Consider the following 18,249-nt stretch of genomic DNA (forward strand, 5'->3'; position numbering starts at 1 on the left):
TAACGGCTATGAAAACTTTATTTTTTTACGCATTGATGTCCTTGAGTGGACTAAATCTTCAGGCACATCAAACACATTTACCCGAAGAACCGCTACAAACAGTGGCATTGACCAGCCAATCCAGTTCCACGACATTGGTTATTACTGAGCAGTCAAATGAAGTCGTCCACCTCATCACCATTTCTGGTAGAGTAGATTTAGGAACGACCATCATTCCCGTTTCCGTCACCGTGACCGCACCTTCACGAGAGCAGGCTGAAATCGAAGCTAGAAAAGCGATTCTGGTGATGAAAAATATCTTTGAGCAGATTTAAGCGCCAAGATTCCAATCCAATTTTCTCATTTTTTAAACAAAACTTTTCGCTATGAAAACTTTAAGTATTCTGGTGGTTATGTTGACTATGGCATTTACCACTTTTGCCCGGGTTCCAGCAGTGAATCTTCTCCATTCAGAACAATCTACCATTGTTCAAAAAACTCCGGTAGGGCTTTCAAGCTTCGCCACCACTCCAGAACCAAAAGAATGTTCGGTATCCATGAGCGCAACCGTTGTTGTAGGCAGCGTGCAATGTGTGATCAATGTGACTGCCACCGGTGAAACTTGCGCAGATGCGACCACCTCCGCGATCAGCCAATTGGGAGATGCCAAAAAGGCCATTCAAGAAGCCCTGCAATAAGTTTGTTTCACCTGGCTAATTAAGCTTTAGTGGCTTGTTTAGCCATTTTTTCACCATTCAACCCATTATTTATGAATAAGAAATTGCTCAGCACAACAGCATTCATGCTCATTTTGGCCATTGCTTCGTTTGCCAATAACCTGGATTGTAAACTATCCTCAAAAGAAGCCCAGGAACTTAAAGGCACAACAAATGTCCAAGTCTTCAGCACAAAATCGACTACGTCCCAAACTTGTACCGTCACGCTTAGTTCCTGGATAAAATTTGGGATGATGCAAATTTATTATACTGTTTCGGCAAGTGCTGAATCCTGCACAGAAGCAGCTAAATCAGCAAGCAACCAGATGAATGAGGCGAAAAATTTTCTGAACTATACGATCATTGAGTAGCTGATTTTCTTTGAGCCAGGGTAACTCCCTTTCAATCCCAAAAATTTGGGGTAGTCAACAACTTGCAAAAGTGCCTTGACTACCCCTCCCACTTTCCGTAGGTTTGAGTCATTCAATCACATACAATCCATTTCGTATGAAAAAACTCATCCTTTCGATGCTTTTTCTTGCTGGTTTGAGCTCAGTAAGTTTTGCCCAAAACAAAGCAAAATCTCCAACCAACAAATTAAAAATCGAAGCCGATGGTCTATTTATTTCCACCACGGAAGAAGACCTGGAAAACATGCTGGAAGTAGCAGCCAAGCTCGATAAAATGCCCTCCAGCAAAGCATGTACAGTAGAATTGATTGGCACTGTAAACAAAAATGGTACTGAATACAAAGTATCTGCAAAGACACAAAAACCAACTTGTACCGAGGCAGCCAAAGCAGCACAAGAAGCAGTAACAGAAGCAAAAGCTGCCATCGCTGCAAAAATTGAGGACTGATTCGATTAACATTATAGGTTTCACCGACGCCAGTGTATTTCTATATCTACCCCCACTGGCGTCGGCTTTTACCTTTTTACTTCTTATCCACTTCCACCACAACGCCCACTACCGCGCCACTGTCCTTCACATCGGCCTCAAAAGCGATGGTATTCCCTGCTTTAAAACTGGTGGTCCTCATCCGCTTATTGCCCAAAGCGGCTTTGAGTTGGTCGGCATAGGTACTGCCAGAAGCCCCATTGATTTCCTGGTTTAGGGCCTGGTAATCCAATTCGGTTTTGCTGATCACGATCGCGATGTAATCCCGTTGTCCTTTAGCGTCTGGTACCATCGAGTGGTCTTTCGGGAACAGGCGGGTACCCACAATGCCGCAATAAGGGTCATGTTTCTCCGTGTAGGGAAACAAAACGTAGCTGGAACCATCGGTTTCCTGGCCAAAGATGTACACGTAACAATCCACCGAATTGGCGATCAAGGCTTTGAATTTTTGGCCTTTGGTCAATGTGCTGCTGGTGCGGAATACGATGTCGCTCACCTGTTTAACTGGAATAACGGCTTGTTTATCGTTGTCGTACAACCCAAATTCCACGGCCATTTTGCCGGGGTTCACCTGTTTGTCCTGCGCTGAGCCCATGGGGTACAAACCATACGCTTCTTTGGTGAAGTACTCAAAATCTTCGTAACTCATCCAGAAGATCCCCTGGTCACCCCAATCCTCTCCCCAGGAATTCATGATCTGGAAAGCGCCGCCTTCAAAATCATCATTATAGCCAATGACACACATCGCATGGCCCCCAAAACCGCCCATATTGTAGTCCCGTTGGGTAGGTTGCCACACTTTACGGCCGATCATGTTGCTCATAAAAGTACCACCCACCATCATCCCAATGACAACCGGTGCCCCTTGAGCCAGGTTTTGTTTGATGGCCTCAATGTCAGGGGCTTGTTCCTCGTCGCTTACCGTAAGGCGGTTGTAACCTTTGATGCGGTACTTTTGGGCTTCGCGAATGTCGGTTTTGTCTGGGTAATTTTCGCAAGTGGATTCATCGTACCCAAAAGCCTGAAAAGGCATAGCCCCGTTTTGTGCCATGGACTTCATGGCTTCAATCATGTAGGCCCCCTGACAGTCATCCAGGTGAATCTGATTGTAGAGATATGCCGGGCTGAACACTACCTGATTGGGGTTGCGCCCGGTCGCGCGAGCTTCCAAGATACTTCGTGCAGCATAAGCACTGGCCCAACCCACACAAGAACCTTGCCCACCTTGGTGCATCCGGCGGGGAGCAAAAGGCAACAAACTGACTTTGCTTGGCAAACGATTCAACTGGCCGTTTTGTCCATAGGACAGCGCTTCAAATACCTGAGCCTTGTCAAAACGTTCGGGGCTGAGGGAGGCACCCAATGAAAACTGTACCGGAGCATTTTCGTCCTCGTATTCTTCGTATGCGCTGGGGTCGCCACCACCACCACTGAGCATTTCCTGCCCGCCCAGGAAAAAGTACCAAATACCACCTACCAGGAGTAGCGGAATCAGGAGTTTGGGGCGTTTGATCAAAAACAAAATGGCCAGGGGCAAAAGCTGAATCAACCAGCCCATTCCGCCTCCACCACCTCGATTGTTGTTGTTTGGATTTGGGTTTTGTCTTCCCCCACCTTTGGGGTCATCTTCTTCCATTCTGATTGGCATGGTTCAATGGTTTTTTGGTTAAAAAAGCACAGCTAAATTTAATGGCTGAAATTATAAAAAAAAACTCCCCTTCCTTGTAACCTTTTCGCTGTGGATTCGTAAAAGTGTGTTAACGTCTATTTTGACAATTGTCTTTGCTTAAGAAACACTGAAACACACCATGAACACTAGCATTAAAAATCGCTTTTTCGCCCAAGGTGAAAAAGTAAGTAAAGCCATTGGTATTTTGGAACTACTATGTCAGCCAGAAACCTCAGCAATCTTGGATTGTTTGCGCGAATGGCCCGAAGCAGCCTGGGTGGATCTGCTGATCCACACCCAATTGGATGCCGATTTTCTTAATGATCACCTCAAGCTGATGCAAGAAGCAGGCTTGATTCAAAATCAAATGGATGGTTACAACTCTACATTTAGTGTCAGCCAGAATAAACTGAAAAAGGTTTCGGCATTGGTTCGATAAGTCTTTAACAAAAAAGCCCCTATCCTCAGTGCAATTTTGCGGATAGGGGCCTATTTTTTACACTACTTGAAGGTCAACTTTCGAAGTAGCATGGAATTTTTTTGCAGCAAATTTAATGGGTATCATTGTTTTCCAAATTGATACCCCCGTAAAAATTGGTTTGTTTGTCCAGTCTGGCTTTGACGATATAAGCCATTTGGCCCACGTGGTAAGAAAAGTGCTCCACCACATGGATAAGGATGCTCAGTCCTGTTTCGTCAAAACTTTGCACCACAATGGGTCGCTCCAAATCCTGCGGTTTCAAGCGATCAAGCACTTCATCAATCTCACTCATTACATCACGCACCTTTTGGATCAGTTCTGCTCGGGGGATAGGCCCTCGCTCATCAAACTCTGCCTGTCTGCGCCGCTGGTCCAAGGCACCGCCCAAACCGGCCAGGATCCACTGTCTGGCATTGCCACTTAGATGCAAAACCAAATTGCCTACACTATTGGAGTTTTCATTGGGGCGCCACCAGATGTCGGCTTCGCTGAGTTCGTTCAAACAACGTTCCAGTCGCACCTGAGATTCCTCAAAAAGGCGGCGTTTGATCTCTGAGACAAATAGGTTGAGGAAGGATTGGTCAAGCATTGTTCTTAATTATTGACGAATTTTTCGAATGACGAGTGACGAATTTGGAGGTAACCCAGAATTCGTTACTCGTCATTCGAAAAATTCGTCATTCCATCTAGGTATGCAGCGCGCCACAAACCGAAATCGTCTGCCCCGACACATAGGTTGACAAATCTGAGCCCAGGAAAACACAAAGGTCTGCCACTTCGTTGGCTTTTCCAAAACGTTTGAGAGGGATATTCGCCAGGTAAGCATCTCTGGTTTTTTCATCCAGTGCCTCGGTCATATCCGTTTCGATAAAACCAGGTGCTACTGTGTTGCAACGAATGGCGCGAGAACCCATTTCTTTGGCCAATGACTTGCTAAAACCAATGATCCCTGCTTTAGAAGCAGCATAGTTGGCCTGGCCAGCATTGCCCGTGATGCCAACGATGGAGCTCATGTTGATGATTGAGCCACCTCCCGCTTTCATCATTGGGCGCAGTGCGTGTTTGGAAAGGTTGAATACCGATTTGAGATTGGTGGTGATCACCTTATCCCATTGTTCTTCCGTCATGCGGAGCATGAGGGTATCCTGGGTAATCCCGGCGTTGTTGACCAGAATGTCCAGTTTGCCAAAATCGGCCACAACCGAATTGATCAGCGCTTCGGCTTCAGCAAAGTTACCAGCATCAGACGCATAAGCCTTGGCTTTTACACCGAGTGCCTCAAGTTCCGCAGCAATGGCTTCCGCCTGAGCCGCCGAAGAGCGATAGGTAAAGGCGACATTTGCGCCCTGTTCTGCAAATCTTTTGACGATGGCCGCCCCGATTCCACGGGAACCACCGGTTACGAGAGCGACTTTGTCCTGCAATAGTTTCATCAGGCCTTGGTTTTTTGTTTTGTGGGTGTAAAGGTAAGGAACGAAAATGAAAAAGGGATGCAATTCCCACTGCACCCCTTCTTCTTATATAATTTCTGTTCAATCAAAGTCTTTTTACAAGAGCAGGAAAAAAACCAGCACTACCGCAGCCCCGATCCAGGCTCCCTTGATGACGTTTCTATCATTAGAGAAAGCAACATAAGCGATCAATACTCCGATAAGAAACAAAAACAGACCTAACAAAAGTCCAATGAAAGTACTACCACTACCCGCAGGCTTTTCGGGGTGTCTTTCTGCTTTGGCGACTTTGCTCTTGAGCATTTTGATGCCCAATTTTTGTTTCCAGGTCAATTCGTGGCCAACTTTTGCTTCAATTTCTTTAACCGTCATGGTTTTTAGGTCGTCGATGCCCAATTTAGCCTCCGCATTGACAGTTTCAGTGCCTGCTACAGGCGCACTGGCAATAGTAGCATAGGTAGTCGTTGCCAAAAAAGTGCCGAAACAGAGGAATAGAATGGCTAAGAATTTCTTCATGGCTCGTTTGTTTTAGAGAAATGAACAATATGGTTGATCAAATATAATTGACCCGTTTTTTGCGGCAAAATAAGTTTGTGAATTTATCAACAGTCCGGGTAATTTGAAACGCTAATTAAATACAGGTCGTAAAGTTTTGCAAAAAAAAATAGGGATGCACAATTGTTGCACATCCCTACTTTAGGATCGTTTTAAACCTGATCGATTATACCAAAACCAGAATGTAGAGCAAAAGCCCTACTGCAAATCCAATCCAGGCAGCCTTTATGGTGCTTCTTTCTCCCTGAAAAGCGACATAGGTAATCAAGACCCCAATAATGCTCAACACCAGTCCAAGCAAAAAGCCAATAATGTTGTTGGTGCTGGCAGCGGGTTTTTCCGGATGTTTTTCCGCTTTAGTGGCTTTACTTTTCAGCACTTTGATGGCCAACTTTTGCTTCCAGGTCAAATCGTGGCCAATTTTCGCTTCAATTTCTTTCACTGAAAGGTTTCTCAAATCGTCGATGCCCAGTTTGGCCTCCGCACTTACATTTGCTGCTACCGGATCACTTGCAGCAGGCAAATTTGAAATCCCGGCGTAGCTGTTGCTTACCAATAAAAGGCACAGGAATAGGAAAATGAAAAGTTTTTTCATAGTAAAATGTATTTGGTTTTGAGAATCAACAAATTAATCTTTAAATGTAATCATTAATTAAGTAGGAAAAAAGCTCTAAGCCAGGGCAAAAAAAACCCGCATTTTGATTGACGTCAAAATGCGGGTTAAATTGTTAGGCAGCTGCCTAACTTATCTTACAGGTGAAATTAAACTACCGATGCAGCAAGTACTACCGTAAGTAGAATAATCAATACAATCAGGCCCAAAACGCCAATCCAGGAGCCTTTAATGGTTTGTTTGTCTTTAAAAACAACATAGGCGAGCAAAACGCCGATCAAACCCAATACAAAACCAAGCAACAAGCCGATACCAAAACCGCCGGAAATTTCAGCAGGTTTGTCTTCAGCTTTGTCTGCTTTGGCCAATTTGTTCTTGGTCAGCTTGATCGCCAATTTTTGCTTCCAATTGAGTTTTTGCCCAATTTTTTCTTCAATTTCCTTTGCGGAAAGGGTTTTGATGTCTTCAATGGTAATACTTGGGCTTTTTTGCGTTACCGTCTCTTGCTGGGAGTTGGCGGGTACTCCAACTACTGCAAAAGAGTTGGTACTCATCAGGATTCCGAAACAAAGTGCGAGAATAGTGAATAGTCTTTTCATTGAGCTAATTGTTTGTGTTTAGAAATGTTTTAGTTCCCAAATATATCTTGTTGTTTTTATAATAACAAGGACTTTGCAAAAAAATACTTTTTAAAACCTCAATTCATACGACTATTCCCCCTGAAATTGCAGGCATCAAAATTAAAAACTTACCCCTTCTGTAGTTTTGAACAGTGTGGTATGAAGTCTACAATTTTTCTTTCAAATATTGACCAGTGTAGGATGTTTCAATTTGAGTCAAGCCTTCAGGTACCCCCTGGTACACCAAGTTACCTCCACCTTTTCCTCCATCCGGCCCCAAATCAATGACCCAATCTGCGGATTTGATCACTTCCAGGTTGTGTTCCACCACGATTACCGTATGCCCTTTTTCCACCAGCGCATTGAGCGCATCCAACAATTTGCGGATATCGTGAAAATGCAAACCGGTAGTAGGCTCATCAAAAATGAAAAGCACGTGCTGATTGGAATGCTCTTGGGTTAAAAAAGAGGCCAGCTTAACCCTTTGAGCTTCACCTCCAGATAAGGTACTAGAGGATTGCCCCATGTGTACATACCCTAAACCTACGTCTTGCAGAGGTTTAATTTTGGAAATGATGTCCTTATGACCGGCAAAAAACTCCATGGCTTCGTCGATGCTCATTTCCAGGATTTCGTGGATGTTTTTGCCTTTGTATTCTACCTCCAGTACTTCGGGCTTAAAACGTTTGCCCTGGCATACGTCACATTCCAGGCGCACATCGGCGAGGAATTGCATTTCGATGATTTGTTCGCCCTCACCTTTACAGGCGTCACAGCGGCCACCATCCACGTTGAATGAAAAATGTTTGGGTTTGAAGCCCCGGATTTTGGACAATTGTTGGTTGGTAAACAAGTCCCGGATGGCATCGTAAGCTTTTACATAGGTGACGGGATTGGAACGGGAAGATTTGCCAATCGGGCTTTGGTTCACCATTTCCACCGCCTTGATTTTTTGGAATGGACCTTCGATAGCGGAGTGCAAGCCGGGCGCCTTGGGCGTAGCTTCGCCCAGTTCTTTTTTGAGGGCAGGGAAAAGGATTTGTTTTACCAAAGTCGTTTTGCCCGAACCCGATACCCCACTCACCGCCGTCATGGCGTGGAGAGGAAAGGCTACGTCGATGTTGCGCAGGTTGTTTTCTCGGGCGCCTTTTACCCAAATAAAATCACTGGCTTTGCGGCGGAAGGTCGGCACGGGAATTTCCATCGTGCCATTCATGTATAAGGTGGTCAGGCTAGTGGCAGCTTCTGTGTAAATATCCGCATAAGGTCCGGCGAAAACCACTTCACCGCCGTGGATACCCGCAGCGGGGCCAATGTCGATGAGGTAATCAGCATTTTTGATCAGGTCTTCTTCGTGTTCCACCACGATAACTGTGTTGCCCAGGTCACGCAAAGACTTGAGCACTTTGACCAAACGATCGGTATCGCGGGGGTGCAGGCCCACACTGGGTTCGTCCAGAATGTACATCGAGCTGGTGAGGTTGCTCCCCAGCAAGCGGGTCAGGTTGATGCGTTGGGTTTCACCTCCACTGAGGGTGGCTGAAACCCGGTTGAGGTTGAGGTAGCCCAGTCCCAGGTCGCACATAAACTGCAAGCGCGAGGTGATTTCCTGGAGCAAGCGGTTGGCTACTTTTTGGTCAAACTCGCTTAAGTCAACGGTTTGAAAAAAAGGCAAGAGTTCATCTACAGGCTCATCAATCAATTCATGGATGCCCCGATCAGCTATTTTGATGTAACGGGCTTCTTTGCGCAGGCGCGAACCCTCACAGGTAGGGCATTGGGTACGCCCGCGATAACGCGCCAGCATGACCCGGTTTTGGACTTTGTAGGATTTTTCTTCCAATTCCTTAAAAAAGGCATGGATACCACCGAAACTAGCCGTGCCTTTCCAAAGCATGTTGCGTTGCTCCTTGCTCAAATCCTGATAAGGGGTATGAACCGGGAAATTGTATTTGTGCGCATGTTCCAATACTTCCTCCAGCCACAGCCCCAGTTTTTCCCCCTTCCAGCAGGCAATTGCTCCTTCATACACGGAAAGAGACTTATTCGGTACCACTTTATTTTCATCAATACCCATTACCATACTAAAACCTTCACAACTGGGACAGGCACCGAAGGGGTTGTTAAAATTGAACAATTGGGGCGTGGGCTCAACGAAGGTCATCCCATCCAGCTCAAAGCGGTTGTTGAAACCTTTCATGGCCTCGGTGCCTACCACGTCCACCCAGCACTCGCCTTCACTTTCGTAAAAAGCAGTTTGGATGGAGTCGGCGATGCGGCGTACATTGTCTTCTTCACTGCTAACCGCAAAACGGTCAATCAGGATATATAGGGTGTCTTCCGGAATTTCCTCTATTTTCAGTTTCAGGATGGCATCTTTGCTGTCTAAAAAATCCTGGATGTCCATCAACTCGCCTTGATTGCGCAAACGGGTGTAGCCTTTTTGCAGCAACAAACTCAATTCTCGCTCCAACAAACGGTCTTTGTACTTATAAGGTAGCGGAATGAACAATTGCACCCGGGTTCCTTCCGGAAAAGTATGGATGTAATCGTTGACGTCAGCTACTTCGTGCTTTTTAACCACCTGACCAGAAATGGGAGAATAAGTCTTGCCCAGACGAGCATACAAAAGCCGCAGATAGTCGTACAGCTCGGTGAGTGTGCCGACAGTGGAGCGGGCATTGCTGGTGCTAACCTTTTGCTCAATGGCAATAGCTGGGCAAATGCCTTTGATGTAGTCAATTTCCGGTTTTTTCATCCGCCCCAAAAACTGCCGGGCGTAGGAGGACAGGCTTTCCACATATCTACGTTGCCCTTCAGCGTACAAGGTATCCATCGTAATCGAAGACTTACCCGAGCCTGAAACTCCAGTAACCACAACCAACTGGTTCTTGGGAATATTTAAGTCGATGTTTTTCAGGTTATTGCCCCGGGCGCCTTTGATGTAAATCCAATTGTCTGCGTCGGGTGTAGGTAGGGTGGTTTCCGTGGTAGCCTGCTGTTTCATATGGTATTGGCAGTTAGAGGGGGCAAGATACAAAAAGTTGTGCATTGCACGAGCCTTTGTTAAAAACGCTTACAAAAAGTTTTACACAATTTTATGCACCATTCTTTGCGGCTAGGGGAAACCCTAAAAAACCGTTAATCTTTGGTTAATTTGAAAAAAAATCTCCTAAACTGTTTTTTCATTAAATTATTGCGTTTATCTTTGACTCATTATCAATTTTTCTTCCAAAACATTATTGCTTCACTAAAACGCAGGCGCATATAAGCTGAAACTTCTACACTAAAAGTTTTTAACGGATTTGATCCCATTGCTTTAAACTATTTAGTTATGCAAGTTACACAGCTTAACGATCAGCAGCTCATCGCCTGCTACTTGGAAGGAAACGAAAGAGCGTTCGAAGAATTGCTCAACCGTCACCAACAAAAAATTTATACCTCTATTTATTTGTTTGTCAAGGAGCAAAGCCTTGCTGAAGACATCTTCCAGGAAGTGTTCATCAAGATCATTGATACTCTTCGCCGCGGCAAGTACAATCACGAGGGTAAGTTCCTCCAGTGGGCCATGCGTATCTCGTATAACATGTGTGTGGATTATTTCCGCCGCACGAAGCGCCGCCCTAAAGTTTCGCCAACCGATACTTTCGATATTTTCGACGTTCTTCAAACGCCGGATTTCAACTCTGAGCAGACCATCATCCGCAGCCAGACCCACGACAAAGTGCGCCACCTGGTAGACATGCTCCCACCCGAGCAACGCGAAGTGGTTATCCTGCGCCATTATGCCGACATGAGCTTTAAGGAAATTGCCAAACTAACCCGGGTAAGTATCAACACTGCACTGGGCCGGATGCGCTACGCCTTGATCAACATTCGGAAGATGGTGGAAGAGAAAGAAGTGATTCTGCAGTAAACGGAAGTTTAAAAGCTTAGAAGTTTAAAAATTGAGGGTCGGTTGCCATTTGAATCAATGGTAGCCGACCCTCTGTGTTTATATCCTTCATCCATCTTAATTACCCTAAGAACTTTTTTACCATACCCACTCGAACAGCGTTATGATCAAAACCACAAATTTGGGTGCTTCTCCAAATCCAGGTTTTTTTTGTTCTTTTTGTGCAATTCGACCAGAAAGCCAAAGTTCAGGACCAGGGCCTTGCCCGCAGCACCGACGGATCCTCTGGCGCGGATGTCAAAATTGGGTGAAGGCAACCAGTACCCTCCGCCAACCGCCACCTGAAACAAACCTTTACCTGCGCCGCTTAGTAAATTTACCCTCGAGCTGATGTTGTTCAGCGCGTCGATGGCATCGCGATCCATATTGGTCCCTTGTGATAAGAGGTAATCCGAAAAACGAACGCCGTCGTCGTAGATGATGCTACCGAACAAGAAGGTGCTGTTGTCGAATTTGCGCCCCATTTCAACGCCCAACGCGATCGCATTGGGGAGCGGAATATTTTTGCCTTCTACGTTCACGTTTCCCCGCAATTTGAAGGTTTGTGCAAAATTTTGCGAGGTGGCAACCTGTGCCCGGACGTAATAGTCATTTTCTTGTGGGAAATGCCAGCCAATAAAAACTTGTGGTGCAAGCGTGGTAGAGCGGATTCGCTTGGGAAAAACCTTGTCCAAATCGCCTCCCGCTAATTTCACGACTTGATCGACGCCTTGTAAACCCTGGCTGCCATCGCGGCTGAAAGAAAAGGTTTGGTGTTGTGCGCCGATGCCAAAGAATAATTGTGCGCTGCTTTTTGAAGACAAAAGCAGTACGAAACCTAAAACGAGTAAATAAAGTCTCATGGAAATAAGTTTTGTTCTCTTAATAGTATGTAGTATGCTAAGCGATACACCAATGAGGCATGCTGAGCTGAGCGAAGAGTCGTTCAACTTAAGCCTTTTTGGTATGACGCAATTTTCGAACATAAGATACGAAGTTTCAAAGATATGGCTCCTAAATTTGCGATTTAGTAGTAGGCCAAAAATAAATGTTCATTTTTTTTGAGGACAAAGCCAATCCAGATGAGTACAGAAGAATTTCTGGCGCTGGCGGCCTCACGTCATACCCTAAAAAACTAGTGGGTGGTTGCCAATCATCGGCAACCACCCACTAGTCCAAGTCTTACCCTTTCGCTTTCAAGCGGGGTCATTCTACCCAATGACTAACTATTGAATAACCAATTTTTCTACTATGGGTTTCCTGGATCCCCCTACCAACATTTCAACAAAATAATTTCCTTTGCTGAGATTTGGTAAACTTAAGGAAATCAACGCTGAACCATCAGTTGAGGCAATTTTTTGGCTCCAAACCCTGCGCCCATTGATGTCTAGTAAATTGATGGTTTCAATGTTTACTTTTTCTGGCACTTCAATGTGCAACAAACTGCCGTTAAGTGGATTGGGAAACAGCTTTAACTTGTAAGTAGTGCTTACTTGAGGTGCGTTGTATACAGCTGGCTCAAAAACAGAAGCTTGCATCAAGTTTGAAGAATCACTCGCTGGCATCATTTGTCGATATAACATCAATATTTCTGTCCGTGATAAAGCACGGTTGTAGATGCGCAGGTCATCCATCAAACCAAAATAGTTTTGAGAATTATTAAAAATATGGTTGACACCGAGTTTAATTGCTGCGTTATTACTCATATCCTGTATGGTAACTTTCTGATTCGCCACCAATCTTGCATTGATAAAAATCAACAAGCGGTCTCCACTTCTTTGAAATACAAAATGACGCCAAGCTGAATCGTTGAGGTTTTGAGGAACAGTGGACAAAAGATCGTTCCACTCTTGTCTGAAGGAAACGGTTCCTTTGGAAGGATAATCCGCAAAAACAGTAAGCCCTTCAAACGGATTTACAGGGTTTTCGGCCTTAATGAAAATTGCTGAATAGTCTAAATTGTTGCCAATTTCCTGACTGCCGTATTTCAGCCATAGACTTAGGGTAAAGTCTTTTTTCCCAAATTGAAAATCAGGATGGTTAGGAATTTCAACTCTGCTGCTGAGGCCATTGAAAGAGTAGGCCTGATTGGCATTTCCAAACCTGTCTTTCTCCAGGGTGATTGCAACACTTTGCCCATCATGCCCTTTTCCAGACAAATCTTTTAGCGGGGTGGAATTAAACTCGTATTGGGCAAGCAATCCATTTTTTAAATCCTGTGAAAATGCAAAGAGAGGCATAAGTGCCCAAAAAACAAGGTGAAAAGTTTTCATAATCTGTTGGTTTTGTTAGAGCACAAAGTTAATCTTTCCTATTTAATTTAGCAATAATACCACGAATGATAATTTGTCATTTGAAATCCAATTTTGACCGCCCAAAAAATTAAGGGGTTGACTACCTCTTACCGGCAATCAACCCCTCAACTTCCAAACTTTATTCAACTACTCAATCAAATCTTGTAGTTTTTAATAAAAGCTGGCATACTGGTACTCGTACGCTTGCTGCGCGCATGAGTTTTAGGTTCTTTGTGTTCTTCTGGTAAGTGACCATGTTTCATCAGGCGAGCGTAGTGCTTGGTGAAATAGGTGATGATCACATCCGAGCCAGCCCGGCGCAAACACATGAGGGTTTCCTGAACCGCTTGATCCAAATCCAACCAACCCTTCTCTGCTGCGGCAATGAGCATGGCACATTCCCCACTCACGTGGTAAGCAGCAACCGGAGTTTCGGTATTGGTTTTTAACAAGTTGATCACATCCAGATAGTTTAGTGCAGGTTTCACCATAATGAAATCTGCTCCTTCCTCGATGTCCAAAGCCGCCTCAATCAGCGCTTCTCTTTGGTTAGCGGGATCCATCTGGTAGGTTTTTTTGTCCCCTCCACGTGGAGCTGAATCCAGGGCATGACGGAATGGACCATAAAAGGCACTGGCATACTTGGCCGTATAAGCCATAATACCGGTGTCCATATAGCCAGCCGCATCAAGTGCTTCGCGCATGTAACCTACTCTTCCGTCCATCATATCGGATGGGCCAAGCAGGTCAAAACCAGCCGCAGCTTGTGCAACCGCCATTTTTGCGAGAATCGGTAAGGTTTCGTCGTTGATGATTTTGCCATCGCGTACCAGGCCATCGTGGCCATCAGTGCTGTACGGATCCATGGCAACATCACTAATTAGGCAGGTTTCGGGAAAACGGCGTTTGACTTCCGCAGCTATTTTGAGGTAAAAATTGTCCTCATCATAGCCGTAGGTAGCAAACTTGTCTTTGTACTGGTCTGGCACCACTGGGAACAGAATGAAGTTGGTGATTCCAAGGTTCAGGGAATCTTCCACTTCTTTCAATGTTTCCCGGAGGCCAAGTCGGTAGGTGTTAGGCAAAGCCTTCACAGGTTCACGTGAGGTTTCTTTGCTAACCAGGAACAGGGGCTGCACGAGATGTTCCGTGGAAAGGTGTGTTTCCTGGATCATTCCTCTAATGGCAGCGTTTCTTCGATTACGTCTAGGTCTTTTTAGCATAAGTGTCCTATTAAAACAAAAACAATTAATGGTTTTGGGAGTCACGACGTTTGGGTACCGGATCAAATCCGAAACCTCCCCAGGGATGACAACGACCGATGCGTTTGAGCCCCATCCATACTCCCCGAACACCCCACTTCTCGATAGCATCTATCATGTAAGCGGAACAACTTGGCTCGTATGCACAATGCGGCCTAAGCAAGGGCCAGATGGCAACCTTGTAGAATCGAATAGGAAGAATAAGAATAAATTTGACTAAGCGTTTCCAATTTTGGCTAAAAACCATGTTTCTTACCAATTAAATGCAATATAGCGTCATATCCCGAAGAAAACAAGTCATTCATCGAAAAATGACATTAATTTAGCAAAAATATTATGTGAATGGATTCCTTTCCAGCATCATCACGAGTGACAAACCTGCTGCCGCACCGGATACAAACAGATTGTACTCTCTTTGTTTGATGCGGAACACATTGAATGCCAAGAAAGAAGACAGTAGAATTACAGCGACGATGGCGAGTTGACCCAATTCAACTCCCACGTTAAAGGCTAGGAGTTGTAATAATAAGTCATTTTCTCCACCCTGCAAAGTCAACGCCCGAAAAAAATTCGAAAAGCCCATTCCATGAATCAATCCGAAGATCAGGGCAAAAGCGTAGTTGACATTTAAGTTACGATTAAACGTACCACTGCGGATTTCCTTTTGATCAAATTTGTGAAAAATCACATTGTAAATCGAAGTGGTAAAGATGGTCAAAGGAATCAAAAATTCAATCAACTTGGTGTTCACCCCAATGATGTTCATCGCCGCCAAACCCAGGGTAAGTGAATGCCCCAGGGTAAATGCCGTCACCAGAATTGCGACTTTACGCCACTCTTGTAAACGGTAGATTGCACATAAGACAACGATAAAGAGGATGTGGTCGTATCCAGCCAGGTCGGAAATGTGGTCGAATCCTAACCCGAGGTAGGTTTGAAAAACTGATTGCATAACATAAAAGTTGAGGAACAAAGATAGGCTTTGCCCCTCAATCTGTTCGCCAAGCGGGCGACGAATGCCAAAAATTAGCTCATCTTCAAATTGTCAAATTTATTTACCCACTTTAGCTTTCCATTCCTTTGGCGAAAAATCAATGGAATATAGGTCTTCAATCCTTTTGCCATCCCGCACTTCTGTCCGACTGAAATAGAGTTTTTTACCCTTGGGCTGCATAAAGGGGCAAAAATCGCCCAGCTTGGAATTGATGTTGGGTCCAAGGTTAAGGGGTTTTGCCCAACTGCCTTTTTGTTTAAAGCTGATGTACAAATCCGAGGCACCATAGCCACCAGGTTCTTGTCGCCAAAAAATGATAAAATCTTCTTTGGGAGAAATGAAGGGGTTGCTGTCGTGGTTTTCGGTGTTGAGTACCGAGCCCAGGTTTTTAGGGGTTTGATAAGCTCCATTGCGGTATTCGCTCACGTATAGGTCGAGTTTCCCTTGCCCGCCTGCACGATTAGAGGAAAAATAGATGTTGCCAGATTTGGCTATGGTCGCATAAATATCCGAGCTATCTGTGTTGATGGCGGCTCCGAGGTGGAAGGGTTCACCCCAGCTGTTGCCATTGCGTTTTACACCCCAGATGTCAAAATCCTCTTTGGTTTGTCCAGTGCTTAAAGGCCGGGTGGAGTTAAAAAGCAAAAGTTTTCCATCCGGTGAAAACGCTGGGTCAATGTCTTTCCAGCGGGTACCTCGGGTGGAAAAGGGTGCAACCACTGGTTTGGTCCAGATCCCATTGACCAGGGAGGAGATAAAAAGTTGCAAACTATCCCGGCCACCGTAGGCTTTCACAAAAACGGCAGTTTGCCCGTCTGGAGAAAGGGTTAACCCAAAAACTTGCCCATCGGAGAGGATACCTGGGGCAAAAATTGAAGCGGTTTGGGCCGGTAACTGTAGCTCAAAGGTCAAAAAGAGTATACAGACAGCCAGAAATCGGGTGGTAAAAAGCGTGTACTTTTGCATGGTGATTGATCGTTTTGGGTGCAAAAATGTAGCTCGTTTTTGTCCCGGTCTACCTGATTTATAAATCCATCAGTACAACATGTATCAATTCGACAGCTTATTTGCAGCACTGAGTGGTTTGGGTATTGTCAATGGGATTTTGTTTGGCTTGTATCTCTTGCGCAAGGGGCAAGGGGAAACCCGAACCACGAATCAATTCCTCGGCTACTTCATGCTTTTGCTGAGTTTGCGCTTTGCCATCACTACCCTATCCTATTTTTATCGTAGCCCGGAGTGGTACTTTGTTGATATGGGTTTGGTGCTCAATTTGGCGCTGGGGCCTTGTTTTTTAGCCTATGTATTCAGCCTGTTTAAGGCCCCACTTCCCAATTTCTTTTGGATAAGACAGCTATTGCTTGCAATTGGCCTGGGTATTCTGGCGATATTGGCCCGAACCGTCCTCCCGGCAGGGACTTTTTTTGAGCCTTTTAAAAATGGCTGGTTCATGGTCAATCAGTTGACCTTGTTGCATTGGATTTTGTACCTGGTTTATGCTTTCCGTTGGTCAAAATTAAACTTGGCAGAGAAAATAGCCCAGGGATGGAATGTACAAAAAGTGCAAGAGTGGTTATGGGGTTTGTTGCTATTCATGGGCATTTTGATTTTGGGCTACAGCTTCAACAATGCCAAAGTGCTTTGTGTGATTTTTTGCCCCTTGTTTTACACCATTATTGTTTACCTGATCCTGGCTTATTTTATCAAAAATTATACTTCGCTTCAAAAAGCTTACGCCTGGGAAAAAGGTAAACCTTTCCCTATTAAAACCGAGCAAATTGCTCAACTCAAAGGGCAATTGAAACTATTGATGGAGGAGGAGCAGGGTTTTCGCGACCCTGAGCTAAATTTGGAAAAACTGGCTCAACAACTTGGCAGCAGTACCCACGCTCTTTCGCACTACATCAACACTTATGAAGGTTGTAATTTCCCGGATTGGCTCAATCGTTTCCGGGTGGAGTATGCTTGCCAGTTGTTGCACGACCCAAAATTTGCCCAGTTAAAAATCGCAGCGTTGGCATACGAAAGTGGCTTCAATACGCTTTCGGTGTTTAATGGCGCGTTTAAAAAGGTGGTGGGGTGCACGCCGTCGGAGTTTAGGAGGCAAACGCTCAAATGTTAATCCTCCGCCAACAAATTAAACTCATACGCCACCCTCACCAGCCCCGCTGTATTTTTCACATTCAACTTGCGCAACAAACTCTTGCGGTGTGAAATCACCGTGGTATCGCTGATGAACAATTTGGCGGCAATCTCATCGGTGCTACACTCATCAATAATTAGGCGCAGGATCTCTTTTTCGCGGCGGGTGATTTTGGGGATGTACTGCGAGCGGGAAGGTTTTTTGGCCTGCATACCATCCAGAAGGCTGTTGGTCACCGCTTTGCTGAAGTATTTTTCCCCTTGTTGAATGCTTTGAATGGCCGTAACCAACTCGTCCTTGCCTGCATTTTTCAACACATAGCCATCCGCACCAGCTTTGACCATCTTGGTGATAAAGCCCGCTTCGCTGTGCATGGTCAGGCTGAGCACCTTTTTATCCGGGAAACGTTTTTTAATTTCCTGACACACTTCAAAACCATTCATGTCCGGCATATTGATGTCCAGTAGGATGAGGTCAATGTCCGCGTGGTGCTTTTCGAGCGCCTCCAGAGCACCTTTGCCATTCAGCGCCTGATGTACGATGCGAATGCCTTCGGCTTTCTCCAGCAGCGCCATGATGCCATCAATCAGCACTTGGTGATCGTCTACTACGAGGAGTTTAATGGTGTTTGAATTTTCCAT

General features: G+C 45.2%; 21 protein-coding genes. 7 read left to right on the plus strand and 14 right to left on the minus strand.

Going from position 1 to position 18,249, the window contains the following annotated elements:
• Positions 1 to 8: 8 nt before the first annotated feature.
• The 4 genes from ACO08K_RS01335 (at position 9) to ACO08K_RS01350 (ending at position 1,553) form a co-directional block, all read left to right on the plus strand.
• The gene (locus tag ACO08K_RS01335; protein ID WP_421794585.1) at positions 9 to 314 is read left to right on the plus strand and encodes a hypothetical protein; all 306 of its coding nucleotides are present in this window, start codon (positions 9 to 11) and stop codon (positions 312 to 314) included.
• Positions 315 to 365: 51 nt separating this feature from the next.
• A complete protein-coding gene (locus ACO08K_RS01340; RefSeq protein ID WP_421794586.1) occupies positions 366 to 677 on the plus strand; it encodes a hypothetical protein in 312 nt (103 codons plus the stop codon).
• A 71-nt stretch (positions 678 to 748) separates the two neighbouring features.
• Complete coding sequence (locus tag ACO08K_RS01345) at positions 749 to 1,066, plus strand: hypothetical protein (RefSeq protein WP_421794587.1); 318 nt, start codon at positions 749 to 751, stop codon at positions 1,064 to 1,066.
• 136 nt (positions 1,067 to 1,202) lie between these two features.
• Positions 1,203 to 1,553, plus strand: a complete 351-nt coding sequence (locus tag ACO08K_RS01350) for a hypothetical protein (protein ID WP_421794588.1) — start codon at positions 1,203 to 1,205, stop codon at positions 1,551 to 1,553.
• Positions 1,554 to 1,629: 76 nt separating this feature from the next.
• Here ACO08K_RS01350 and ACO08K_RS01355 read toward each other — a convergent pair whose 3' ends face one another.
• Entirely contained in the window at positions 1,630 to 3,240 is a 1,611-nt protein-coding gene (locus ACO08K_RS01355; protein WP_421794589.1) for a C1 family peptidase, read from the minus strand.
• Between the two features lie 160 nt (positions 3,241 to 3,400).
• Between ACO08K_RS01355 and ACO08K_RS01360 the strand changes: the two genes are divergently transcribed.
• Positions 3,401 to 3,700, plus strand: coding sequence for a hypothetical protein (locus ACO08K_RS01360; RefSeq protein WP_421794590.1), 300 nt, complete (start codon positions 3,401 to 3,403; stop codon positions 3,698 to 3,700).
• Between the two features lie 112 nt (positions 3,701 to 3,812).
• Here ACO08K_RS01360 and ACO08K_RS01365 read toward each other — a convergent pair whose 3' ends face one another.
• The 6 genes from ACO08K_RS01365 to uvrA all read right to left on the minus strand — a co-directional run bounded on the left by ACO08K_RS01365 (position 3,813) and on the right by uvrA (position 9,988).
• Entirely contained in the window at positions 3,813 to 4,331 is a 519-nt protein-coding gene (locus ACO08K_RS01365; protein WP_421794591.1) for a DinB family protein, read from the minus strand.
• 97 nt (positions 4,332 to 4,428) lie between these two features.
• Complete coding sequence (fabG, locus tag ACO08K_RS01370; protein WP_421794592.1) at positions 4,429 to 5,175, minus strand: 3-oxoacyl-[acyl-carrier-protein] reductase; 747 nt, start codon at positions 5,173 to 5,175, stop codon at positions 4,429 to 4,431.
• A 114-nt stretch (positions 5,176 to 5,289) separates the two neighbouring features.
• Complete coding sequence (locus tag ACO08K_RS01375) at positions 5,290 to 5,709, minus strand: hypothetical protein (protein WP_421794593.1); 420 nt, start codon at positions 5,707 to 5,709, stop codon at positions 5,290 to 5,292.
• A gap of 205 nt (positions 5,710 to 5,914) precedes the next feature.
• Positions 5,915 to 6,343, minus strand: a complete 429-nt coding sequence (locus ACO08K_RS01380; RefSeq protein ID WP_421794594.1) for a hypothetical protein — start codon at positions 6,341 to 6,343, stop codon at positions 5,915 to 5,917.
• Positions 6,344 to 6,510: 167 nt separating this feature from the next.
• On the minus strand, positions 6,511 to 6,960 hold the full coding sequence (locus tag ACO08K_RS01385) for a hypothetical protein (protein WP_421794595.1): 450 nt from the start codon (positions 6,958 to 6,960) through the stop codon (positions 6,511 to 6,513).
• A 187-nt stretch (positions 6,961 to 7,147) separates the two neighbouring features.
• Positions 7,148 to 9,988, minus strand: coding sequence for an excinuclease ABC subunit UvrA (gene uvrA / locus ACO08K_RS01390; protein WP_421794596.1), 2,841 nt, complete (start codon positions 9,986 to 9,988; stop codon positions 7,148 to 7,150).
• Positions 9,989 to 10,315: 327 nt separating this feature from the next.
• On the opposite strand from uvrA, the gene ACO08K_RS01395 reads away from it, so the two are divergent.
• Complete coding sequence (locus tag ACO08K_RS01395) at positions 10,316 to 10,897, plus strand: RNA polymerase sigma factor (RefSeq protein ID WP_320029761.1); 582 nt, start codon at positions 10,316 to 10,318, stop codon at positions 10,895 to 10,897.
• Positions 10,898 to 11,043: 146 nt separating this feature from the next.
• Here the strand turns inward: ACO08K_RS01395 and ACO08K_RS01400 are convergent, their stop codons facing one another.
• The 6 genes from ACO08K_RS01400 to ACO08K_RS01425 form a co-directional block, all read right to left on the minus strand.
• A complete protein-coding gene (locus tag ACO08K_RS01400) occupies positions 11,044 to 11,778 on the minus strand; it encodes a hypothetical protein (protein WP_421794597.1) in 735 nt (244 codons plus the stop codon).
• Positions 11,779 to 12,141: 363 nt separating this feature from the next.
• On the minus strand, positions 12,142 to 13,188 hold the full coding sequence (locus ACO08K_RS01405; RefSeq protein ID WP_421794598.1) for a LamG-like jellyroll fold domain-containing protein: 1,047 nt from the start codon (positions 13,186 to 13,188) through the stop codon (positions 12,142 to 12,144).
• A gap of 176 nt (positions 13,189 to 13,364) precedes the next feature.
• Positions 13,365 to 14,432: a porphobilinogen synthase gene (gene hemB / locus ACO08K_RS01410; RefSeq protein WP_421794599.1), complete on the minus strand. Its 1,068-nt coding sequence runs from the start codon at positions 14,430 to 14,432 to the stop codon at positions 13,365 to 13,367.
• 25 nt (positions 14,433 to 14,457) lie between these two features.
• Entirely contained in the window at positions 14,458 to 14,718 is a 261-nt protein-coding gene (yidD, locus tag ACO08K_RS01415) for a membrane protein insertion efficiency factor YidD (protein ID WP_421794600.1), read from the minus strand.
• 87 nt (positions 14,719 to 14,805) lie between these two features.
• Complete coding sequence (locus ACO08K_RS01420) at positions 14,806 to 15,423, minus strand: HupE/UreJ family protein (protein WP_421794601.1); 618 nt, start codon at positions 15,421 to 15,423, stop codon at positions 14,806 to 14,808.
• A gap of 99 nt (positions 15,424 to 15,522) precedes the next feature.
• Entirely contained in the window at positions 15,523 to 16,431 is a 909-nt protein-coding gene (locus tag ACO08K_RS01425; RefSeq protein WP_421794602.1) for a TolB family protein, read from the minus strand.
• Between the two features lie 79 nt (positions 16,432 to 16,510).
• Here ACO08K_RS01425 and ACO08K_RS01430 point away from each other — a divergent pair, with 79 nt between their 5' ends.
• Positions 16,511 to 17,587, plus strand: a complete 1,077-nt coding sequence (locus ACO08K_RS01430; RefSeq protein ID WP_421794603.1) for a helix-turn-helix domain-containing protein — start codon at positions 16,511 to 16,513, stop codon at positions 17,585 to 17,587.
• On the opposite strand, the gene ACO08K_RS01435 is transcribed toward ACO08K_RS01430, so the two are convergent.
• Positions 17,584 to 18,249 (minus strand): response regulator, encoded by a 666-nt coding sequence (locus ACO08K_RS01435; protein ID WP_421794604.1) that lies wholly within the window; start codon positions 18,247 to 18,249, stop codon positions 17,584 to 17,586. The two genes, ACO08K_RS01430 and ACO08K_RS01435, sit on opposite strands and share 4 nt — an antisense overlap.

The sequence above is a fragment of the Haliscomenobacter sp. genome (assembly GCF_965225875.1).
Classification (GTDB): domain Bacteria; phylum Bacteroidota; class Bacteroidia; order Chitinophagales; family Saprospiraceae; genus Haliscomenobacter.